Here is a 13,578-nt window from a genome sequence, read left to right on the forward strand (position 1 = left end):
ATTTATCACAGTAAACCAGTCAGGCTTTGACTAAAATCTCAATGATAATAATAAGATTTTCCTAATTTTGCTATTTGGAATGATAGAGGTGCTAGGTGGTGAAAGTTACTCCATATTTGGAGTTCGATGGCGAAGCGCAACAACTATATGATCGTGCCACGGCGACCACGATCCATTTGACGTTTTCTGAGTCGGCGATTTTGGCGCATTTACTGTCGGTTCCTGATGCGATATGCGACAAAGATCTGCTGCTGCAGGTGGGTTGGCCAGACCGAGTGGTCGCGGCAACCTCATTGACACAATGCGTCAGTACGCTGCGTAAGAAACTCGAACCCTATCCAGAAATCCAATTAAAAACCGTGGCCAGACGCGGCTATCAGCTGCATGTGTCGGCTAAATCCCACGTTACCATGTTGGCGGTTAACGATGCTGAGTCCATTAAGCATGCGCTAATCGATGTCTCTTTAATGGTGAAAGTGGGCGGCATTATGGTGCTATTAGCCCTCATTGCGACCCTATGGTACAACAGCGATTATCATCAAGTGGTCAAGCAGGCTGGGCATTGGCGCGCCGACAAAAGCCTCGATATTAATCTTGGTGGCAAAACCAGTTCGTTAACTCTGATCTACCCCAATGGCGAAACCCAACTGCATCCGTCGATGTGGCAAAAACATATCGCGCCCGAGACTAATCATATCGACGCCATGCAAGACTTTAAGGGATTTGCCTTGACCGATGGCAACCACTATTCCTTAGCGATTTGCCCGCCCGATGAACAGGGCCATTGTATGAGAGAGCATCTGATCAACTTAACCGCCACTGGGCAAGTGCCTGCCGGCCTCAATATGGTTAAGTTTAATGAACTTAGCGAAATGATGGAAAATCGTATTCGCTACAATCGCATCTTAATCCCTTCGGGCGATGCAGATGGTGATGAATTGGTGGAGCATCATTATCACGGCGATATCTATTTTCCGGTGGCTAATGAGTTATTAGTGCGCGCGGATATGAGCATCTCTATGGTCTATGACCAGCCGTTGAGTGGCAAATTTTACTCCAGCGCCTGCATTACCGATCAAGATTGTTTAACGACCCCGATTAAGTATCAAGTGCGCGGCGTGTTTGAGCAGTATCGTCAGCACATTGGCGAGCTCGAGGTGGATGTGTTTCATGTGAAGGTGCTGCAAAAAGATTTGATAAAGCCTGAGGTGGTGAGCCCCTCTGCGATGCATTTTTACCGCGAGATCCGCAAACACAATATTCGTGACGAAGAGCTGTTTTATTATCGGATCTATAATGATCAAGGTTCAGCCGTGTGGGTGGTGCCGTTATTAGGCAACTTAGTCACCTGGACTAAATATGAGAAAGTTTCGCTGTAGTGAGGTGTGGCTGCAAAGGTGATGGATAACTCGCTCAGCGACAAAAAGGGGCGCTACCGATGGCTGTGGATGTAACTCCAACACTTACCGCAGATAGCGCCATTTTTATATTATGAATAAGCCATTAAAAATTGAGTGGGGCTAATCACTTAATAAAGGCGAATGCATCGCCGTACAGGTGATCTTCGTCGACACCTATGTCACGGAACACTTCGCGCGCCGCACCCACCATATCAAACCGTCCTGCAATGTAGATGTCGTAGCCGCTGAGGCTGATAAAATCTTGTTTGATCTGCTCTAGCAAGTTGGCTTGCTTACCCTGCCAGTTGGCTGGTGCTCGTTCAACTACGGGCACAAAATGCAGCCAAGGGTGAGCCTGATGCCACTGGCGCGCGATGGTTTCAAAGTACATGGCGTCTTGATCGCGGCAGCCCCAATAGAGCATGGTTTCAACCGTTTGCCCCAAGGCGATCTGCTGCTCGACAATGCTCTTTATATACGAAAAGCCAGTGCCACCAGCAATCAGAAGGCGTGGACGAGTACTCTCGCTACGCAGGTGAGCGTTGCCACCCGGGGCTTCGATATCGATGTATTCGCTGTGTTGTAGTTTTTCGACCACTTGCATCGGGTAGCTTTCACTGACCGCGGCGCCAATGTGCAGCTCTATGTTTTTCGCGCCAGGGGCTGATGCTATCGAGAAGGGGCGTTTATCTTGCTCACCCATGACCACACAAAGATATTGACCAGCATTAAAGTCAAATTCGGTTTCAGGGGTCAATGTGACCTGATAGACGGCATCATTAAAGGCGGTGACGTTTTCTACTTTACAGCGAATGGTGTTCATTTTGTTTCCTTCTAGACCTCTCTATGGAGGTTTCTATCTCCTTCGAATAGTCGCTATCCAAGTTAACTATGCAATGGGTTAGAGTTTTCAGTTAATGTTGTGCACTGTAAAGCGGCCTAGGCTAGGCCGCTTTACAGCTCAATTATAGGGTCGGTGCATCATCGATGCCCAATTCATCCCAAATCTTATCGACTCTCTGTTTGACCGCTTCATCCATGACAATGGGGGTGCCCCATTCGCGATCGGTTTCGCCCGGCCACTTGTTGGTAGCATCCATGCCCATTTTCGAGCCTAGGCCCGCCACCGGAGAGGCAAAGTCGAGATAGTCGATAGGGGTATTATCTATCATCACAGTGTCGCGTTTAGGATCCATACGAGTGGTAATGGCCCATATGACATCGTTCCAATCGCGACAATTAACATCGTCGTCGACCACCACAATAAATTTGGTATACATAAATTGACGCAAGAAAGACCAAGCGCCCATCATCACCCGCTTAGCATGACCCGGATATTGCTTACGAATGGAGATCACTGCCATGCGATAAGAACACCCTTCAGGTGGCAAGTAAAAGTCGATGATCTCAGGGTATTGTTTACGCAAAATAGGCACAAAGACTTCATTCAGTGCGACCCCAAGCATAGCGGGTTCATCGGGTGGCCTGCCGGTATAGGTGCTATGGTAGATAGCGTCTTTTCTGTGGCTGATGTGAGTGACGGTAAATACCGGAAACTCATCGGTTTCGTTGTAATAACCAGTGTGATCGCCATAGGGGCCTTCTTCGGCCATCTCGTCTGGGTCTATGTACCCCTCTAAGATAATTTCGCTGGTCGCCGGCACTTCAAGATCGCAACTAATGGCCTTACAGACTTCGGTGCGCTCACCACGTAATAACCCAGCAAAGGCGTATTCGCTCATGGAGTCAGGTACTGGCGTTACCGCCCCTAAAATGGTCACAGGATCGCTGCCAAGCGCCACCACAACCGGGTAACGTTCGCCCGGGTGCTGCTGCTTAAAGTCTTTAAAGTCGAGAGCGCCACCGCGATGGTCGAGCCAGCGCATGATAAGCTTATTTTTACCCAGTAACTGTTGGCGATAGATCCCCAAATTTTGCCGTTTTTGGCGCGGCCCTTTGGTGATGGTGAGACCCCAAGTGACCAGCGGCGCGACATCGCCAGGCCAGCAGTGCTGGATGGGCAGTTGAGTTAAATCGACATCATCACCAGTTAACACCACCTCTTGGCAGGGTGGGTTGCGTACGGTTTTAGGCGGCATGTTGAGTGCCTGCTTGAACATGGGGATCTTGGCTATCGCATCTTTAAAGCCGCGCGGCGGTTCAGGCTCTTTTAAAAAGGCGAGCAATTCACCCACATCACGCAGTGCTAATGGGTCTTCTTTACCTAGTGCCATGGCCACTCGTTTAGGTGTGCCAAATAAGTTGGCGAGTACCGGCATGGTTTTACCCACAGGATTTTCAAACAGTAATGCCGGGCCTTTAGCGCGTAAGACGCGGTCGGCAATTTCTGTCATCTCTAGGTGTGGATCGACAGCATAGCTAATACGTTTAAGTTCACCGTTACGCTCGAGGTGATCGATGAAACTGCGTAAATCCTTAAAACTCATGTGGAAATACTCGCGCTAAGAATAATGTGATATGGCGCGCACTATACCATTTTTGCTGGCTATTCCCAAATTCGTTAATGGGTCATTTTTCAGCAAAATGGCCTGAGTTTGAAGCCAGCATCAATCGGCGTAATATGGGGTGATGTTTTTCTCTGGAGCATAGCAGATGAAACAGATTAAACCGGCTTATCGATACCCTATTAAAAGGCAGGTTTTGCCTGCCATTGGCCTAAGTTTACTGATGTTATTGCGCGTGATGCCTGTAGCCGCAGGTAATCAAGATGATGATCGTTTCAGTTGGCGTAGCAATGTTTGGGTTGAGCCCAGCTGGAGCTCAAGTTGGGGCCACCGCTGGGGGCATGACTACAGGGATCCTTGGCGCTGGAATATAGGATTTAGCACAGGTTCTGCCTATTGGCGCCCTTACTGGCAACAGGCGTGGCGTTATCCTTACCGTTATGAGCGGCGCGATGTCGTTAAGCCTGCTAAACAGTCGACACCAGTGCGGCCGCCGCTGCAAATCACCACCGGGATGCAGACCAGCGCTGCGATTAAGACTCTACCTGCTAATGCGCGTGTTAGGCAGCACAATGGCGCAACTGTGTATGAATGGCAAGGGGTGTTATATCGCTACGATTGGGCCAGCGATAGCTATCAAGTCGTGAAATAACCCGCGTGGCATTGAGGTAAGTATTGGCTGACTTAAGAGTTGGCATTAAGGTCGCTTGGCATTACAGTAGCCGCACTAAATGGTGAGTTGACGTAATTGGAGTGTTTGATGAAGTACCAATGGATATTGTTTGATGCCGACGAAACCCTGTTTCATTTTGATGCCTTTCGTGGCTTACAGCTGATGTTTTCGCGCTTTGGCGTGGATTTTACGCGCACTGATTTCGAGGTGTATCAAACGGTCAATTTGCCGTTATGGGTTGCCTATCAAGACGGTAAGATCAGTGCAGCTCACTTGCAGATCACCCGTTTTCAGGCATGGGCCGAGAAGTTAAAAGTGACCGCCGAGCAGCTTAATAGCGCCTTTTTGACCGCCATGGCTGACATCTGCACCTTGTTACCTGGGGCAAAAGAGTTGGTCGATGCTCTGCATGGTAAAGTTAACATGGGTATCATCACCAACGGCTTCACCGCGCTGCAGACCATACGTTTGCAACGTACTGGCTTGCTACATGCGTTCTCGCCAGTGGTAATATCTGAAGAGGTGGGGGTCGCCAAACCCGATGTGGGCATTTTTAATCATGCGCTGTCGCAGATGAATCATCCGCCAAGGGAGCATGTGTTGATGGTGGGTGACAATCCCCACTCAGACATTCAGGGTGGCCTTAATGCGGGATTCGATACGTGCTGGTTAAACCACAGTAATCAAGTGCAACCTGAGGGAATAACACCCCATTATCAAGTGGGATCACTGTCTGAGCTACAACGGTTACTGGAGACTGAACCAACGCGATAAGCGAGTGAGTTAACTCGCCATCGGCCAATATGGATTCAATTTTAAATAGTGACTGATTAAATTGCGATGAATGCAAGTAGTCACTTAACGCTTACTGTTAAAGGGACATTGTTAGTGGGGGCGGTCTGCCAATAGTGGGTTGCCTTATTGAACATTGTGTCGTCACAGCCTCTTCGGCTTATAGTGCATCGTTGCAGTGCTAATTATCCTGAAATCAGGGAGCCAGAGGCAAAGGTGAGCGTTTAAATTAACAGCGCAAAGGTGGTTTTTAAGGCGGTTATCATTAAAAATAACCTTAATGGGTTATTTGTTAGTCATTCAGTACAATTTAGGCTTTACATTTTTCGGCGGTATCCTTATTATTCTCGGCGTTCGGAGAGATGGCAGAGTGGTCGAATGCACCGGTCTTGAAAACCGGCATGGGTTTATAGCCCATCTAGGGTTCAAATCCCTATCTCTCCGCCACATTAAGAAAAAAGGCTTCCAGTAATGGAAGCCTTTTTTCGTTTAATTTAATGTCTTTTTAAAGCTTACTATCTCTGTATCATATTAAGAAAAAGGGCTACTCGAAAGAGTGGCCCTTTTCGTTATGGTTCCAAGCTGAGGCAGTCGTTACAGTGGTTTTTAAACCTTGGGTTCTTCACGTTTAAAACCAGCCATCTCTTGCCACATTAAGAAACCCGGTTATCGAAAGATAACCGGGTTTTTACTATTTGAGTTTTAAGAACGACATTTGAGTGTTGGCCTGTCAATTGGTAGCACCTTTACCCTACGTGCATTTACAAAAAAAGTTTAGTCTACAAGATTAAACTGTTGTATAGTAAGGCTTTAATGGTTTTGGTGTGTTGTGTTTAGACTTAGCGTTTGGAGGGATGGGGGTGATTCATCTGCGGTATGCTTACCATCATTGATGGCTTCTTTGTGACAGTCTACTCCGCTTTCTATTTAGCTTGGCGAGGCTGCAAAACCGCGCAGGCTTTACATGAAACTTATCCTTCTCTGGATGTGCTTTATTGGCCTTTAGTATAGAAAACACCATTAAAATTTATTCATTTTACAAAGAGTTATAATATGATCGGTGACAAAAAATTATTTACAGTGGCTACATGTAGCTTAGCAGTATCTTTAAATGCGTTTTCGGCTGATGTGCTTAATGTTAACGATATTCAATTTAAGGATGACAATTTTAAACAGTGTGTCTTAGCGCAAAAAATTACCAATCCTGCAGAGGTAACTAAGTTAGTTTGTCGGCAGCTAAATATAGATAACGCCCATGACGTTAAATACTTCCCTGCTTTGCAGGAGCTGTGGTTATCAGGATCACAATTAACTAGCATAGATCTCAGTAATAATACTGAGCTTACTTCAGTGTCTATCACTAAATCACGTCTAACTGGCTTAGATCTCAATAACAACTCAAAACTTACTGAACTCAATGTCAGTTTTAATCAGATCATCGATTTAGATCTTACTCGAAACCCACAGCTTACCGATCTAGGCGTAGTATCTAACAATATTGAGACGCTGAATTTATCAGAAAATAAACAGTTAAAATATTTGTGGGCCAAAGAAAACAACTTAAAAGAGATAGATCTCAGTCATAATCCACAACTGGTTCAAGTTGGCTTAAATGATAACCAGTTGGTTAAAGTTGATATTAGTAATAACACGCAACTCAGCAAGTTGAGCCTGATGTATAACCAGTTACCTGAATTAGATTTGAGTCAAAATAGCAACTTAAAGAAGCTATATATCACAGATAACAAGTTGACTGAGTTGGATATTAGCCATAACCCTAAATTGAGAGCCCTATGGGCAACTGAGAATCCACTCGTTAAACTCGATATACGTGCTAATTCTGCTTTAGATGATTATGAAGTCGATGAAGGGGTGCAGGTTCAAGAGTAGTTATGCTTGCGATAACAGCCTAAAAATATAGCCAAATATCAAGAGGGGCACATTTGATCTGTTGATATTTACGTTGGATTTTGTTTCCTGTGCAGTGGTTTGAATTAGGTAGCTAGGGCCTGTTGATCTTTGCTGGTTGAATTTTGTTCGACTACTTCGGGCAGCGTTTGTTGGGTATTTCTACTGCGTTCTCAGCTTTTTATGCAGAACAACTGCACCACAAAGCGTCTGCCTTGTATAAATACCCAGCAATTCGCTGTAAAAACAAGCTTGAAAGATCAACAGGCCCTAGCATCGTTTATATCTTCATGTGGCATTAAGTGCCAATATTATTAATTGTAGGTAGTAATTAATGAGTAAGTTATTAAAGGAAATCCCAGATTCAATAGGCCAATATCTACAAAGTATGGATGATTATGATGATCCCTGTTTTGTTTTAGTGCATGTTGAGCAAGATATAGGATCACTTTTAGGCGCTATCGAGTCAGTTGTTGATGCCGAAAAAACCTACGAAAAGACCAGTATACCAATTTCGAATAATCTGTATTTTATGTCTATCGACTGTACATATAATACGATGTTAAGCATTATTGAAAAGATTCATGCCAGCATGATTGACTCAAATGTTATCACTCATACATCGGTGTTTCGTCATAATTGCCTTGGTAATCCTAAAAATACATTTTCATGGTGTTGTTTGCTGTTAGACGAAGTGCGTGACACTTTTACCAATGGCAGTGGTTACAAAATTAATGACTTTAAAGATAGGGATAATTGGCCTGGTATTGGAAAGTATCTCGAAGCATAACCAATGTCGTCGGTTTGATGTCTAACGTGCGGCCACTGTAATCCAGTGGCCTATTTTTTATTAGATTTTGTCGCCCATAATTAGTCTACTCGTCATGAGGTGCGGTATATCGTTAAGCTGTTAGGAGATCAAAATTGAACATTCAAATAAGTCATGAAAGTCCTGCCGATGCGGCTAAAATACATCAACTTACGGAGCAGGCGTTTTTAAATGCTCCACATACCGATCACACTGAGCAGTTTATCGTTGATGCGCTTCGCCGCGCAGGTATGCTGACCATCTCGCTGGTTGCTAAAGCTGACGGAGAGATTATTGGACATGTTGCGATTTCTCCAGTTACGCTTTCAAATGGTGCAACTCACTGGTATGGACTTGGGCCTATATCTGTCCTGCCCGAATTTCAAGGTCAAGGTGTGGGTTCTCGCTTAATGAATCACTCTCTCGCTGCACTCGAATTAATGGGAGCCTCTGGCTGTGTAGTTCTTGGCGATCCAAGTTTTTATTGCCGTTTCGGATTCAAGGTTGTCGATGGACTGACTCTCCCCGGTGTACCTGCTGAATACTTTCAGGCGCTGTCGTTTGAAGGTATATTTCCCCATGGCGAGGTGTCGTACCATGAAGCATTTTCAGCTCAAGGCTAATCAGGGGGAGTCAGAATAATGGTAATCCCCCGGTTTTAGCAACGTCCATATTATAATAATGGGGGGCGTTAGCTGAACGTCCTCGGTATTACTATTGTCGATGCTTGCGTTGTTTATTACACAGTCAATCGGCCTTATTGCATCGCCTCATGTTATGCTATCGGCATGTATTGAGCAGTGAGTAGACGTTGTGAGTCAGCAGCATTTTGAAGGTAAATTCGAGGTCGAATTAAAGTACCGCATCCCATCTAAAAGCACATTTCTAGCAAAATTAGGCAGTATGCCCCATGAGATGATGCTGCAAGATAACCTTGAATCAGACACCTATTTCGATACGCCTGAGCGGCATCTATTAGCGCAACATAAAAGTCTCTGCATTCGAGATATGCAGCCTTCGGGTATCAAACTTTGGATAGTCAAAGGCCCCGAGGCCGACCGTTGTGAAGCCACCAATATTAGCGATGTATCTAAAGCCATTAGCATGTTGCAGACGCTAGGATATGTGAAAGTGCAGCAGATAAATAAGGTACGTAGCATCTATTTTGTTGGTGATTTTCACATCACAGTCGATCATCTGGAGGGGGTGGGGGATTTTGCCGAATTTGCCATTATGACAGATGAGGTCAGCTTGCTTGATGATTATCGATTGCAACTACTGAACTTGGCCATGCAATTTGGCTTAAGTGAGCAAGATCGCGAGCATCGTTCTTATCGTACCTTGCAAAGTCAGGTGCGAAAGGCGTAAATTGATCTCCTTTTTGGCAGGTGTTGAGCCTGCCCTAGATGTAGACCAGACTGTTGGAGCGTGATGATGAGCAAGTTACTGCAAGTGGATTTTGATTTTTCGGGCCCATTTGGCGAGGAGATGTCACGAGCATTGCAAGGGTTAGCCGAGTCGATCAATAACGAACCCGGGCTAATCTGGAAAATTTGGACCGAGAGCGCAACCAATAAACTCGGCGGCGGTATTTACCTGTTTGAGGATGAAGCATCGGCTAGCGCCTATTTAACTATGCACACGGCTCGGTTGCAGGCGATGGGGATTACTGAGGTGCGCGGTATCATTTTTGATATTAATACGCCTCTGTCGCTGATCAACAAGGCGCCGTTCGCCTAATCACCGTTAAATTTAACCTATTATCGATACCATTATGCAGCTAAAATCGCTGGCTAAAGGCCGTTTCCAGCCGATGTGGCAACAGGAACATGATGCCATTGAACGGGTGATGAGAGAGTGCATTACCGAAACCAAAACCGTGGCGGGGCAGTATAAGTTAATGCAACAAGGCCAGCAGGTCGATGCACTGATTTTGGTGCCTCATGGGCGTATTTCTATGGGATATACCGCCCGAAATGGCCGGAGTTTTCAGCTGGGAACCATGAACTGCGATTCGCAGTTATTTGGTGAAATGGAGTTTTTTACTAACTACTTGTGCCAGCTCGACATTATCGCCGAAGAGCCTTTAGAAATCGCGATTATCAATGGTGATAAGCTGCAGCACGCTTTGCTAAAAACGCCTAAATTTGCGCTGTTTTTTGCCAGTGCCATCGCCATCGATTATCAAGATACGGTGGACATTTTTACGCGTAGAATGCTCTATCCCATCGCGTATAACATCGCCTATGATCTTTATCATCAACATTTACAAGACCAACCAGTAGAAGGGTTCACTAAGTGTTATTTAGAGGCCGAGCGTTTTGCTACCACAGATAGAGTGTATCGCCGCGCGGTGAAAAGCCTTGAAGATTTAGGGCTGATTAAACGGGATAAAGAGGGCTTAATGATCTGTGATCTAGCGGGTCTTAAAGCCTTTATTGAATAGGCCCCAAATAACCTATTCGGGGCCATCAAGTGCGGCTTAAGATTAATGCGTTTGGGCAGTTAACCTGACTTGCTGGCGATTAGAAACCACTAGCATGGCAATGATTAAGGCGTAAATCACCGGAATCGCATACATCACGGTTTGCAGGCCGATAACACTCTCAAATAGCGAGCTAATGGCGGGGCTAAACATGGCACCGGCGCTACCGCTGATTAAAATGTATGACACATTGCGGCTACTGGCGGTTTTAACAAACGACACGCCATAAGCAATAAAGGCGTTATACAAGGCGGCGCAGGCAAAGCCGTAACCATAAGTTAGGTAGCCAATCGACTCCACGTTGTCTGTGGTCACAATCAAACTGGTGATTACCAAGGCGAGGCTTATCATCCCCGTCACGAAATGTTGGATCTTGACGCGCGACACAATCACAGTTGAGACCAAGGCACCAACCAGTGCGGCAGACCAATATTGCGTGATGATATTGCCAGCGTCTTCGAAGGGGATGTCGAACTTGGTTTTGACAAACATTGGCGCCCACGTCAGGAAGGTGTACAGCGCCAACATGCCAAGGAACAAGCCTACGCCACCACTGATGATACCAAGGTTCCATTCGGACTCATCTTTAGCCCCAGTGGTTTCATTGCTGCTTTCACACAATGAAAAGTTGGTTAACAAGGCCACACCTGCGGTACTCAGGGCGACAATACCGACGGCAAGGTAGCTGTAACTCCACGATAACGCATTGCTCAATGCGTAAGTGGTGATCATCGGAAACACCACCCCCGCCACGTTAAAGGTGGCGTCTTGCACCACAAGCATGGTGCTTTGGATTTTATCTTTCCAAACCGAGACCACAATGGTGCCGGCAATACATAGTCCTACACCACCGCATAACCCAATCAGAGTCATGGCAAGCATGACGACGCTCAATGAGGTGGTGAAGTGCATGGCCGCGGCACTGGCCGCAATGGTGACATAGCTGATTAAGGTGATGCGTTTGACACCTATTTTTTCAATTAAGAAAAAGGCGGCTATGGTGCCGGCGAGGGCGCCGCCATTGAGCAGGGAGAAAATAGAGGCGACTTCGTTAACGTTAGCTGAGAATTTATTGGCTATCGGTTCTATCAACATACCAAATTGGGTTGCGAAGCCTGCCATGACAAAATTGGCTAAAAAGCTGAGCAAGGTTAAGGATATTTTATTTTTCATTTTTTACGTCCTAATTTGCTGATGCTGCTCATTATGAGCGCGCCTAAATGGCATGAAGCTCACCTTCATGCCTAGTGGTGTTACTGATGAGCGGTTGCTAATGCCAGCTCAATCATTTGATTAAATGTCAGTTGGCGCGCCTCGGCAGTGGTCTCTTCACCGGTTAAGCAGTGATCGGATACCGTTAAAATCGCCAATGATTCGATGCCTTTGTGATGCGCTAAGCCATATAAACCGGCCACTTCCATATCGACGCCCAGTACCCCAAAACGTTCTAGGGCAGGGATCATGTCTTCATCTGGGTCGTAATACATGTCACCACTGAAAATGTTGCCCACCTTCACACTGATCTGTTTCTCTTGGGCGATAGTGTAGGCTTTATGCAGTAAGTCGAATGTGGCTGAGGTCGCCATCTGATAGCCGCTGCTACGTTTGGCATTGGTGGGTGAGTCCGTGCCTGCTGCTTGCGCTAGGATCACATCGTTAATCTTAACGTGGTGTTGCGTTGCTCCTAGGCTACCGACACGAATAATGCGTTTAACATTAAATTCGGCGATCAGTTCATGGGCGTAAAGCACCATTGAGGGGATGCCCATGCCGTGTCCCATGACTGAAATACGCTGGCCTTTATAAAATCCGGTATAGCCCAACATATTACGAATGTTGGTGATCTCTTTGGCGTCATCGAGGTAGTGTTCGGCGATATATTTAGCGCGCAGTGGGTCACCAGGCATGATGATGGTTTCGGCAAAGTCGCCCACTTTACCATTGATATGTGCAGTCATGAATAATCCTCTGTCATTGATTATTCTCGATAGTAATGGCCGCTTTAAAATGGCTAGAGGACATAAGTCCGCATTGACGGCAATATGTGCCAAATATCCGCCTGGCTCACAAAATAAGCGGGATTAAGGCTCTAAGAGTCGTTGGAATAGGCGTTTTTGGGTGGGCGTTAACGATAATCTCGGTGGGAATTAATAGCCGCGATGTTTCCAAAAGGCACTGACTTGGCTCTGTTCATCATGTAAGTGGACGTGAAATGTCTTGTCGGCGACCACCTTATCTTTTAGCGCTAAGGTCATGCGCCACTTGCCCACTTTGTTGTGTTCAGGCGCCCAGATAGTATCACCGAGGTAGAATCGCCAGTCGTTAGATTCGACGAAGACGTCGCCCTCAAAAGGTGGCCTAACCTCTCCCTTATCGTCAGGAATATCGGGGTGATATATGCAATATCTGAGTTTTTGATTCTTGGCTTTTTTTATTTGCGCCACAAAGCCAAATTCGATATCTAGGATGGCAGGCACATGTACGGTGGCTTTCATAAATTTAGGCAGGGCATCGCTCTCATCATCCCATTGACTGAAAATGCCTGCTTGGATGATAGACACATCGGCTTTGAGTTTTGACACGCAGCGGGTTTCCCTTGCTTAAATTGAAAATAGGGTCAACAGACTCTAGTTATGGTACTTAACCGCCATATCGATCATAGGCTCACGGCTCGCCTTAGCCGCGCGTAACCTAGCGAGATACTTTTCCCACAATTCGACCTGATTGGTGGCTAAGTCATACAAGATTTTCCAAGAGAACAAGCCGGTATCGTGACCATCATCAAACACTAATTTTACCGCATAGTTCCCCACGGGGGTGATAGCATCGATATTGACGTTTTTCTTATGGGTGACCAGTACAGGATTACCGTGGCCATGGACCTCTGCCGATGGCGAGTACACTCGCAGTAGTTCACAGCTTAACGCGTAAGTGTTGCCATCATCGAAACTGACTTCTAATAGGCGAGACTTGCGCTTGAGTTTTAGTCCTGTGACCTTGGGGCTTTCAACTGACATCTGATTGGCCTTGTTATGTGAGGTAAAGAG

The 13,578-nt window shown here is 46.1% G+C and carries 15 protein-coding genes and 1 tRNA gene; 10 read left to right on the forward strand and 6 right to left on the reverse strand.

Translation table 11 applies throughout. The features are described from left to right. Positions 1 to 95 precede the first annotated feature (95 nt). Complete coding sequence (locus DN599_RS00255) at positions 96 to 1,379, forward strand: winged helix-turn-helix domain-containing protein (protein WP_110455666.1); 1,284 nt, start codon at positions 96 to 98, stop codon at positions 1,377 to 1,379. A 145-nt stretch (positions 1,380 to 1,524) separates the two neighbouring features. Here the strand turns inward: DN599_RS00255 and fre are convergent, their stop codons facing one another. Together fre and ubiD are read right to left on the reverse strand one after the other, a co-directional pair. Further along, positions 1,525 to 2,223: an NAD(P)H-flavin reductase gene (gene fre / locus DN599_RS00260; RefSeq protein ID WP_110455667.1), complete on the reverse strand. Its 699-nt coding sequence runs from the start codon at positions 2,221 to 2,223 to the stop codon at positions 1,525 to 1,527. Between the two features lie 142 nt (positions 2,224 to 2,365). Then, complete coding sequence (gene ubiD, locus DN599_RS00265; protein WP_110455668.1) at positions 2,366 to 3,847, reverse strand: 4-hydroxy-3-polyprenylbenzoate decarboxylase; 1,482 nt, start codon at positions 3,845 to 3,847, stop codon at positions 2,366 to 2,368. 166 nt (positions 3,848 to 4,013) lie between these two features. On the opposite strand from ubiD, the gene DN599_RS00270 reads away from it, so the two are divergent. The 9 genes from DN599_RS00270 (at position 4,014) to DN599_RS00315 (ending at position 10,492) form a co-directional block, all read left to right on the forward strand. Continuing rightward, on the forward strand, positions 4,014 to 4,517 hold the full coding sequence (locus DN599_RS00270) for a hypothetical protein (protein ID WP_239473191.1): 504 nt from the start codon (positions 4,014 to 4,016) through the stop codon (positions 4,515 to 4,517). Between the two features lie 108 nt (positions 4,518 to 4,625). Continuing rightward, positions 4,626 to 5,312: a pyrimidine 5'-nucleotidase gene (gene yjjG / locus DN599_RS00275; RefSeq protein WP_110455669.1), complete on the forward strand. Its 687-nt coding sequence runs from the start codon at positions 4,626 to 4,628 to the stop codon at positions 5,310 to 5,312. 374 nt (positions 5,313 to 5,686) lie between these two features. Beyond that, positions 5,687 to 5,777: transfer RNA gene (locus tag DN599_RS00280), tRNA-Ser, on the forward strand. Between the two features lie 606 nt (positions 5,778 to 6,383). After that, positions 6,384 to 7,220 carry a leucine-rich repeat domain-containing protein gene (locus DN599_RS00285; protein ID WP_110455670.1) on the forward strand — a complete coding sequence of 279 codons (837 nt, stop codon included), beginning with the start codon at positions 6,384 to 6,386 and terminating at the stop codon, positions 7,218 to 7,220. Between the two features lie 352 nt (positions 7,221 to 7,572). Next, the gene (locus tag DN599_RS00295) at positions 7,573 to 8,028 is read left to right on the forward strand and encodes a hypothetical protein (protein WP_162599125.1); all 456 of its coding nucleotides are present in this window, start codon (positions 7,573 to 7,575) and stop codon (positions 8,026 to 8,028) included. A gap of 134 nt (positions 8,029 to 8,162) precedes the next feature. After that, positions 8,163 to 8,669: a GNAT family N-acetyltransferase gene (locus DN599_RS00300; protein WP_204165077.1), complete on the forward strand. Its 507-nt coding sequence runs from the start codon at positions 8,163 to 8,165 to the stop codon at positions 8,667 to 8,669. A 190-nt stretch (positions 8,670 to 8,859) separates the two neighbouring features. Next, on the forward strand, positions 8,860 to 9,414 hold the full coding sequence (gene cyaB, locus DN599_RS00305; RefSeq protein ID WP_110455673.1) for a class IV adenylate cyclase: 555 nt from the start codon (positions 8,860 to 8,862) through the stop codon (positions 9,412 to 9,414). A gap of 66 nt (positions 9,415 to 9,480) precedes the next feature. Further along, positions 9,481 to 9,786 carry a monooxygenase gene (locus DN599_RS00310; RefSeq protein ID WP_110455674.1) on the forward strand — a complete coding sequence of 102 codons (306 nt, stop codon included), beginning with the start codon at positions 9,481 to 9,483 and terminating at the stop codon, positions 9,784 to 9,786. A 34-nt stretch (positions 9,787 to 9,820) separates the two neighbouring features. Further along, positions 9,821 to 10,492, forward strand: a complete 672-nt coding sequence (locus tag DN599_RS00315; RefSeq protein WP_110455675.1) for a Crp/Fnr family transcriptional regulator — start codon at positions 9,821 to 9,823, stop codon at positions 10,490 to 10,492. A gap of 42 nt (positions 10,493 to 10,534) precedes the next feature. On the opposite strand, the gene tsgA is transcribed toward DN599_RS00315, so the two are convergent. The 4 genes from tsgA to DN599_RS00335 form a co-directional block, all read right to left on the reverse strand. Beyond that, complete coding sequence (tsgA, locus tag DN599_RS00320) at positions 10,535 to 11,704, reverse strand: MFS transporter TsgA (RefSeq protein ID WP_110455676.1); 1,170 nt, start codon at positions 11,702 to 11,704, stop codon at positions 10,535 to 10,537. A gap of 80 nt (positions 11,705 to 11,784) precedes the next feature. Beyond that, entirely contained in the window at positions 11,785 to 12,489 is a 705-nt protein-coding gene (gene deoD / locus DN599_RS00325) for a purine-nucleoside phosphorylase (RefSeq protein ID WP_110455677.1), read from the reverse strand. A 189-nt stretch (positions 12,490 to 12,678) separates the two neighbouring features. After that, on the reverse strand, positions 12,679 to 13,113 hold the full coding sequence (locus tag DN599_RS00330; RefSeq protein WP_110455678.1) for a DUF3859 domain-containing protein: 435 nt from the start codon (positions 13,111 to 13,113) through the stop codon (positions 12,679 to 12,681). A 45-nt stretch (positions 13,114 to 13,158) separates the two neighbouring features. Next, positions 13,159 to 13,548 carry a gamma-butyrobetaine hydroxylase family protein gene (locus DN599_RS00335; RefSeq protein ID WP_110455679.1) on the reverse strand — a complete coding sequence of 130 codons (390 nt, stop codon included), beginning with the start codon at positions 13,546 to 13,548 and terminating at the stop codon, positions 13,159 to 13,161. Between the last annotated feature and the right edge of the window lie 30 nt (positions 13,549 to 13,578).

This window comes from Shewanella algidipiscicola, assembly GCF_900380485.1.
Lineage (GTDB): Bacteria > Pseudomonadota > Gammaproteobacteria > Enterobacterales > Shewanellaceae > Shewanella > Shewanella algidipiscicola.

Coding starts and splice junctions, on each gene's coding strand:
- DN599_RS00335 (WP_110455679.1), bottom strand. CDS start 13,548: ATGTCAGTTGAAAGCCCCAAGGTCACAGGACTAAAACTCAAGCGCAAG.
- fre (WP_110455667.1), bottom strand. CDS start 2,223: ATGAACACCATTCGCTGTAAAGTAGAAAACGTCACCGCCTTTAATGAT.
- DN599_RS00285 (WP_110455670.1), top strand. CDS start 6,384: ATGATCGGTGACAAAAAATTATTTACAGTGGCTACATGTAGCTTAGCA.
- DN599_RS00295 (WP_162599125.1), top strand. CDS start 7,573: ATGAGTAAGTTATTAAAGGAAATCCCAGATTCAATAGGCCAATATCTA.
- DN599_RS00310 (WP_110455674.1), top strand. CDS start 9,481: ATGAGCAAGTTACTGCAAGTGGATTTTGATTTTTCGGGCCCATTTGGC.
- DN599_RS00270 (WP_239473191.1), top strand. CDS start 4,014: ATGAAACAGATTAAACCGGCTTATCGATACCCTATTAAAAGGCAGGTT.
- tsgA (WP_110455676.1), bottom strand. CDS start 11,704: ATGAAAAATAAAATATCCTTAACCTTGCTCAGCTTTTTAGCCAATTTT.
- deoD (WP_110455677.1), bottom strand. CDS start 12,489: ATGACTGCACATATCAATGGTAAAGTGGGCGACTTTGCCGAAACCATC.
- ubiD (WP_110455668.1), bottom strand. CDS start 3,847: ATGAGTTTTAAGGATTTACGCAGTTTCATCGATCACCTCGAGCGTAAC.
- DN599_RS00315 (WP_110455675.1), top strand. CDS start 9,821: ATGCAGCTAAAATCGCTGGCTAAAGGCCGTTTCCAGCCGATGTGGCAA.
- yjjG (WP_110455669.1), top strand. CDS start 4,626: ATGAAGTACCAATGGATATTGTTTGATGCCGACGAAACCCTGTTTCAT.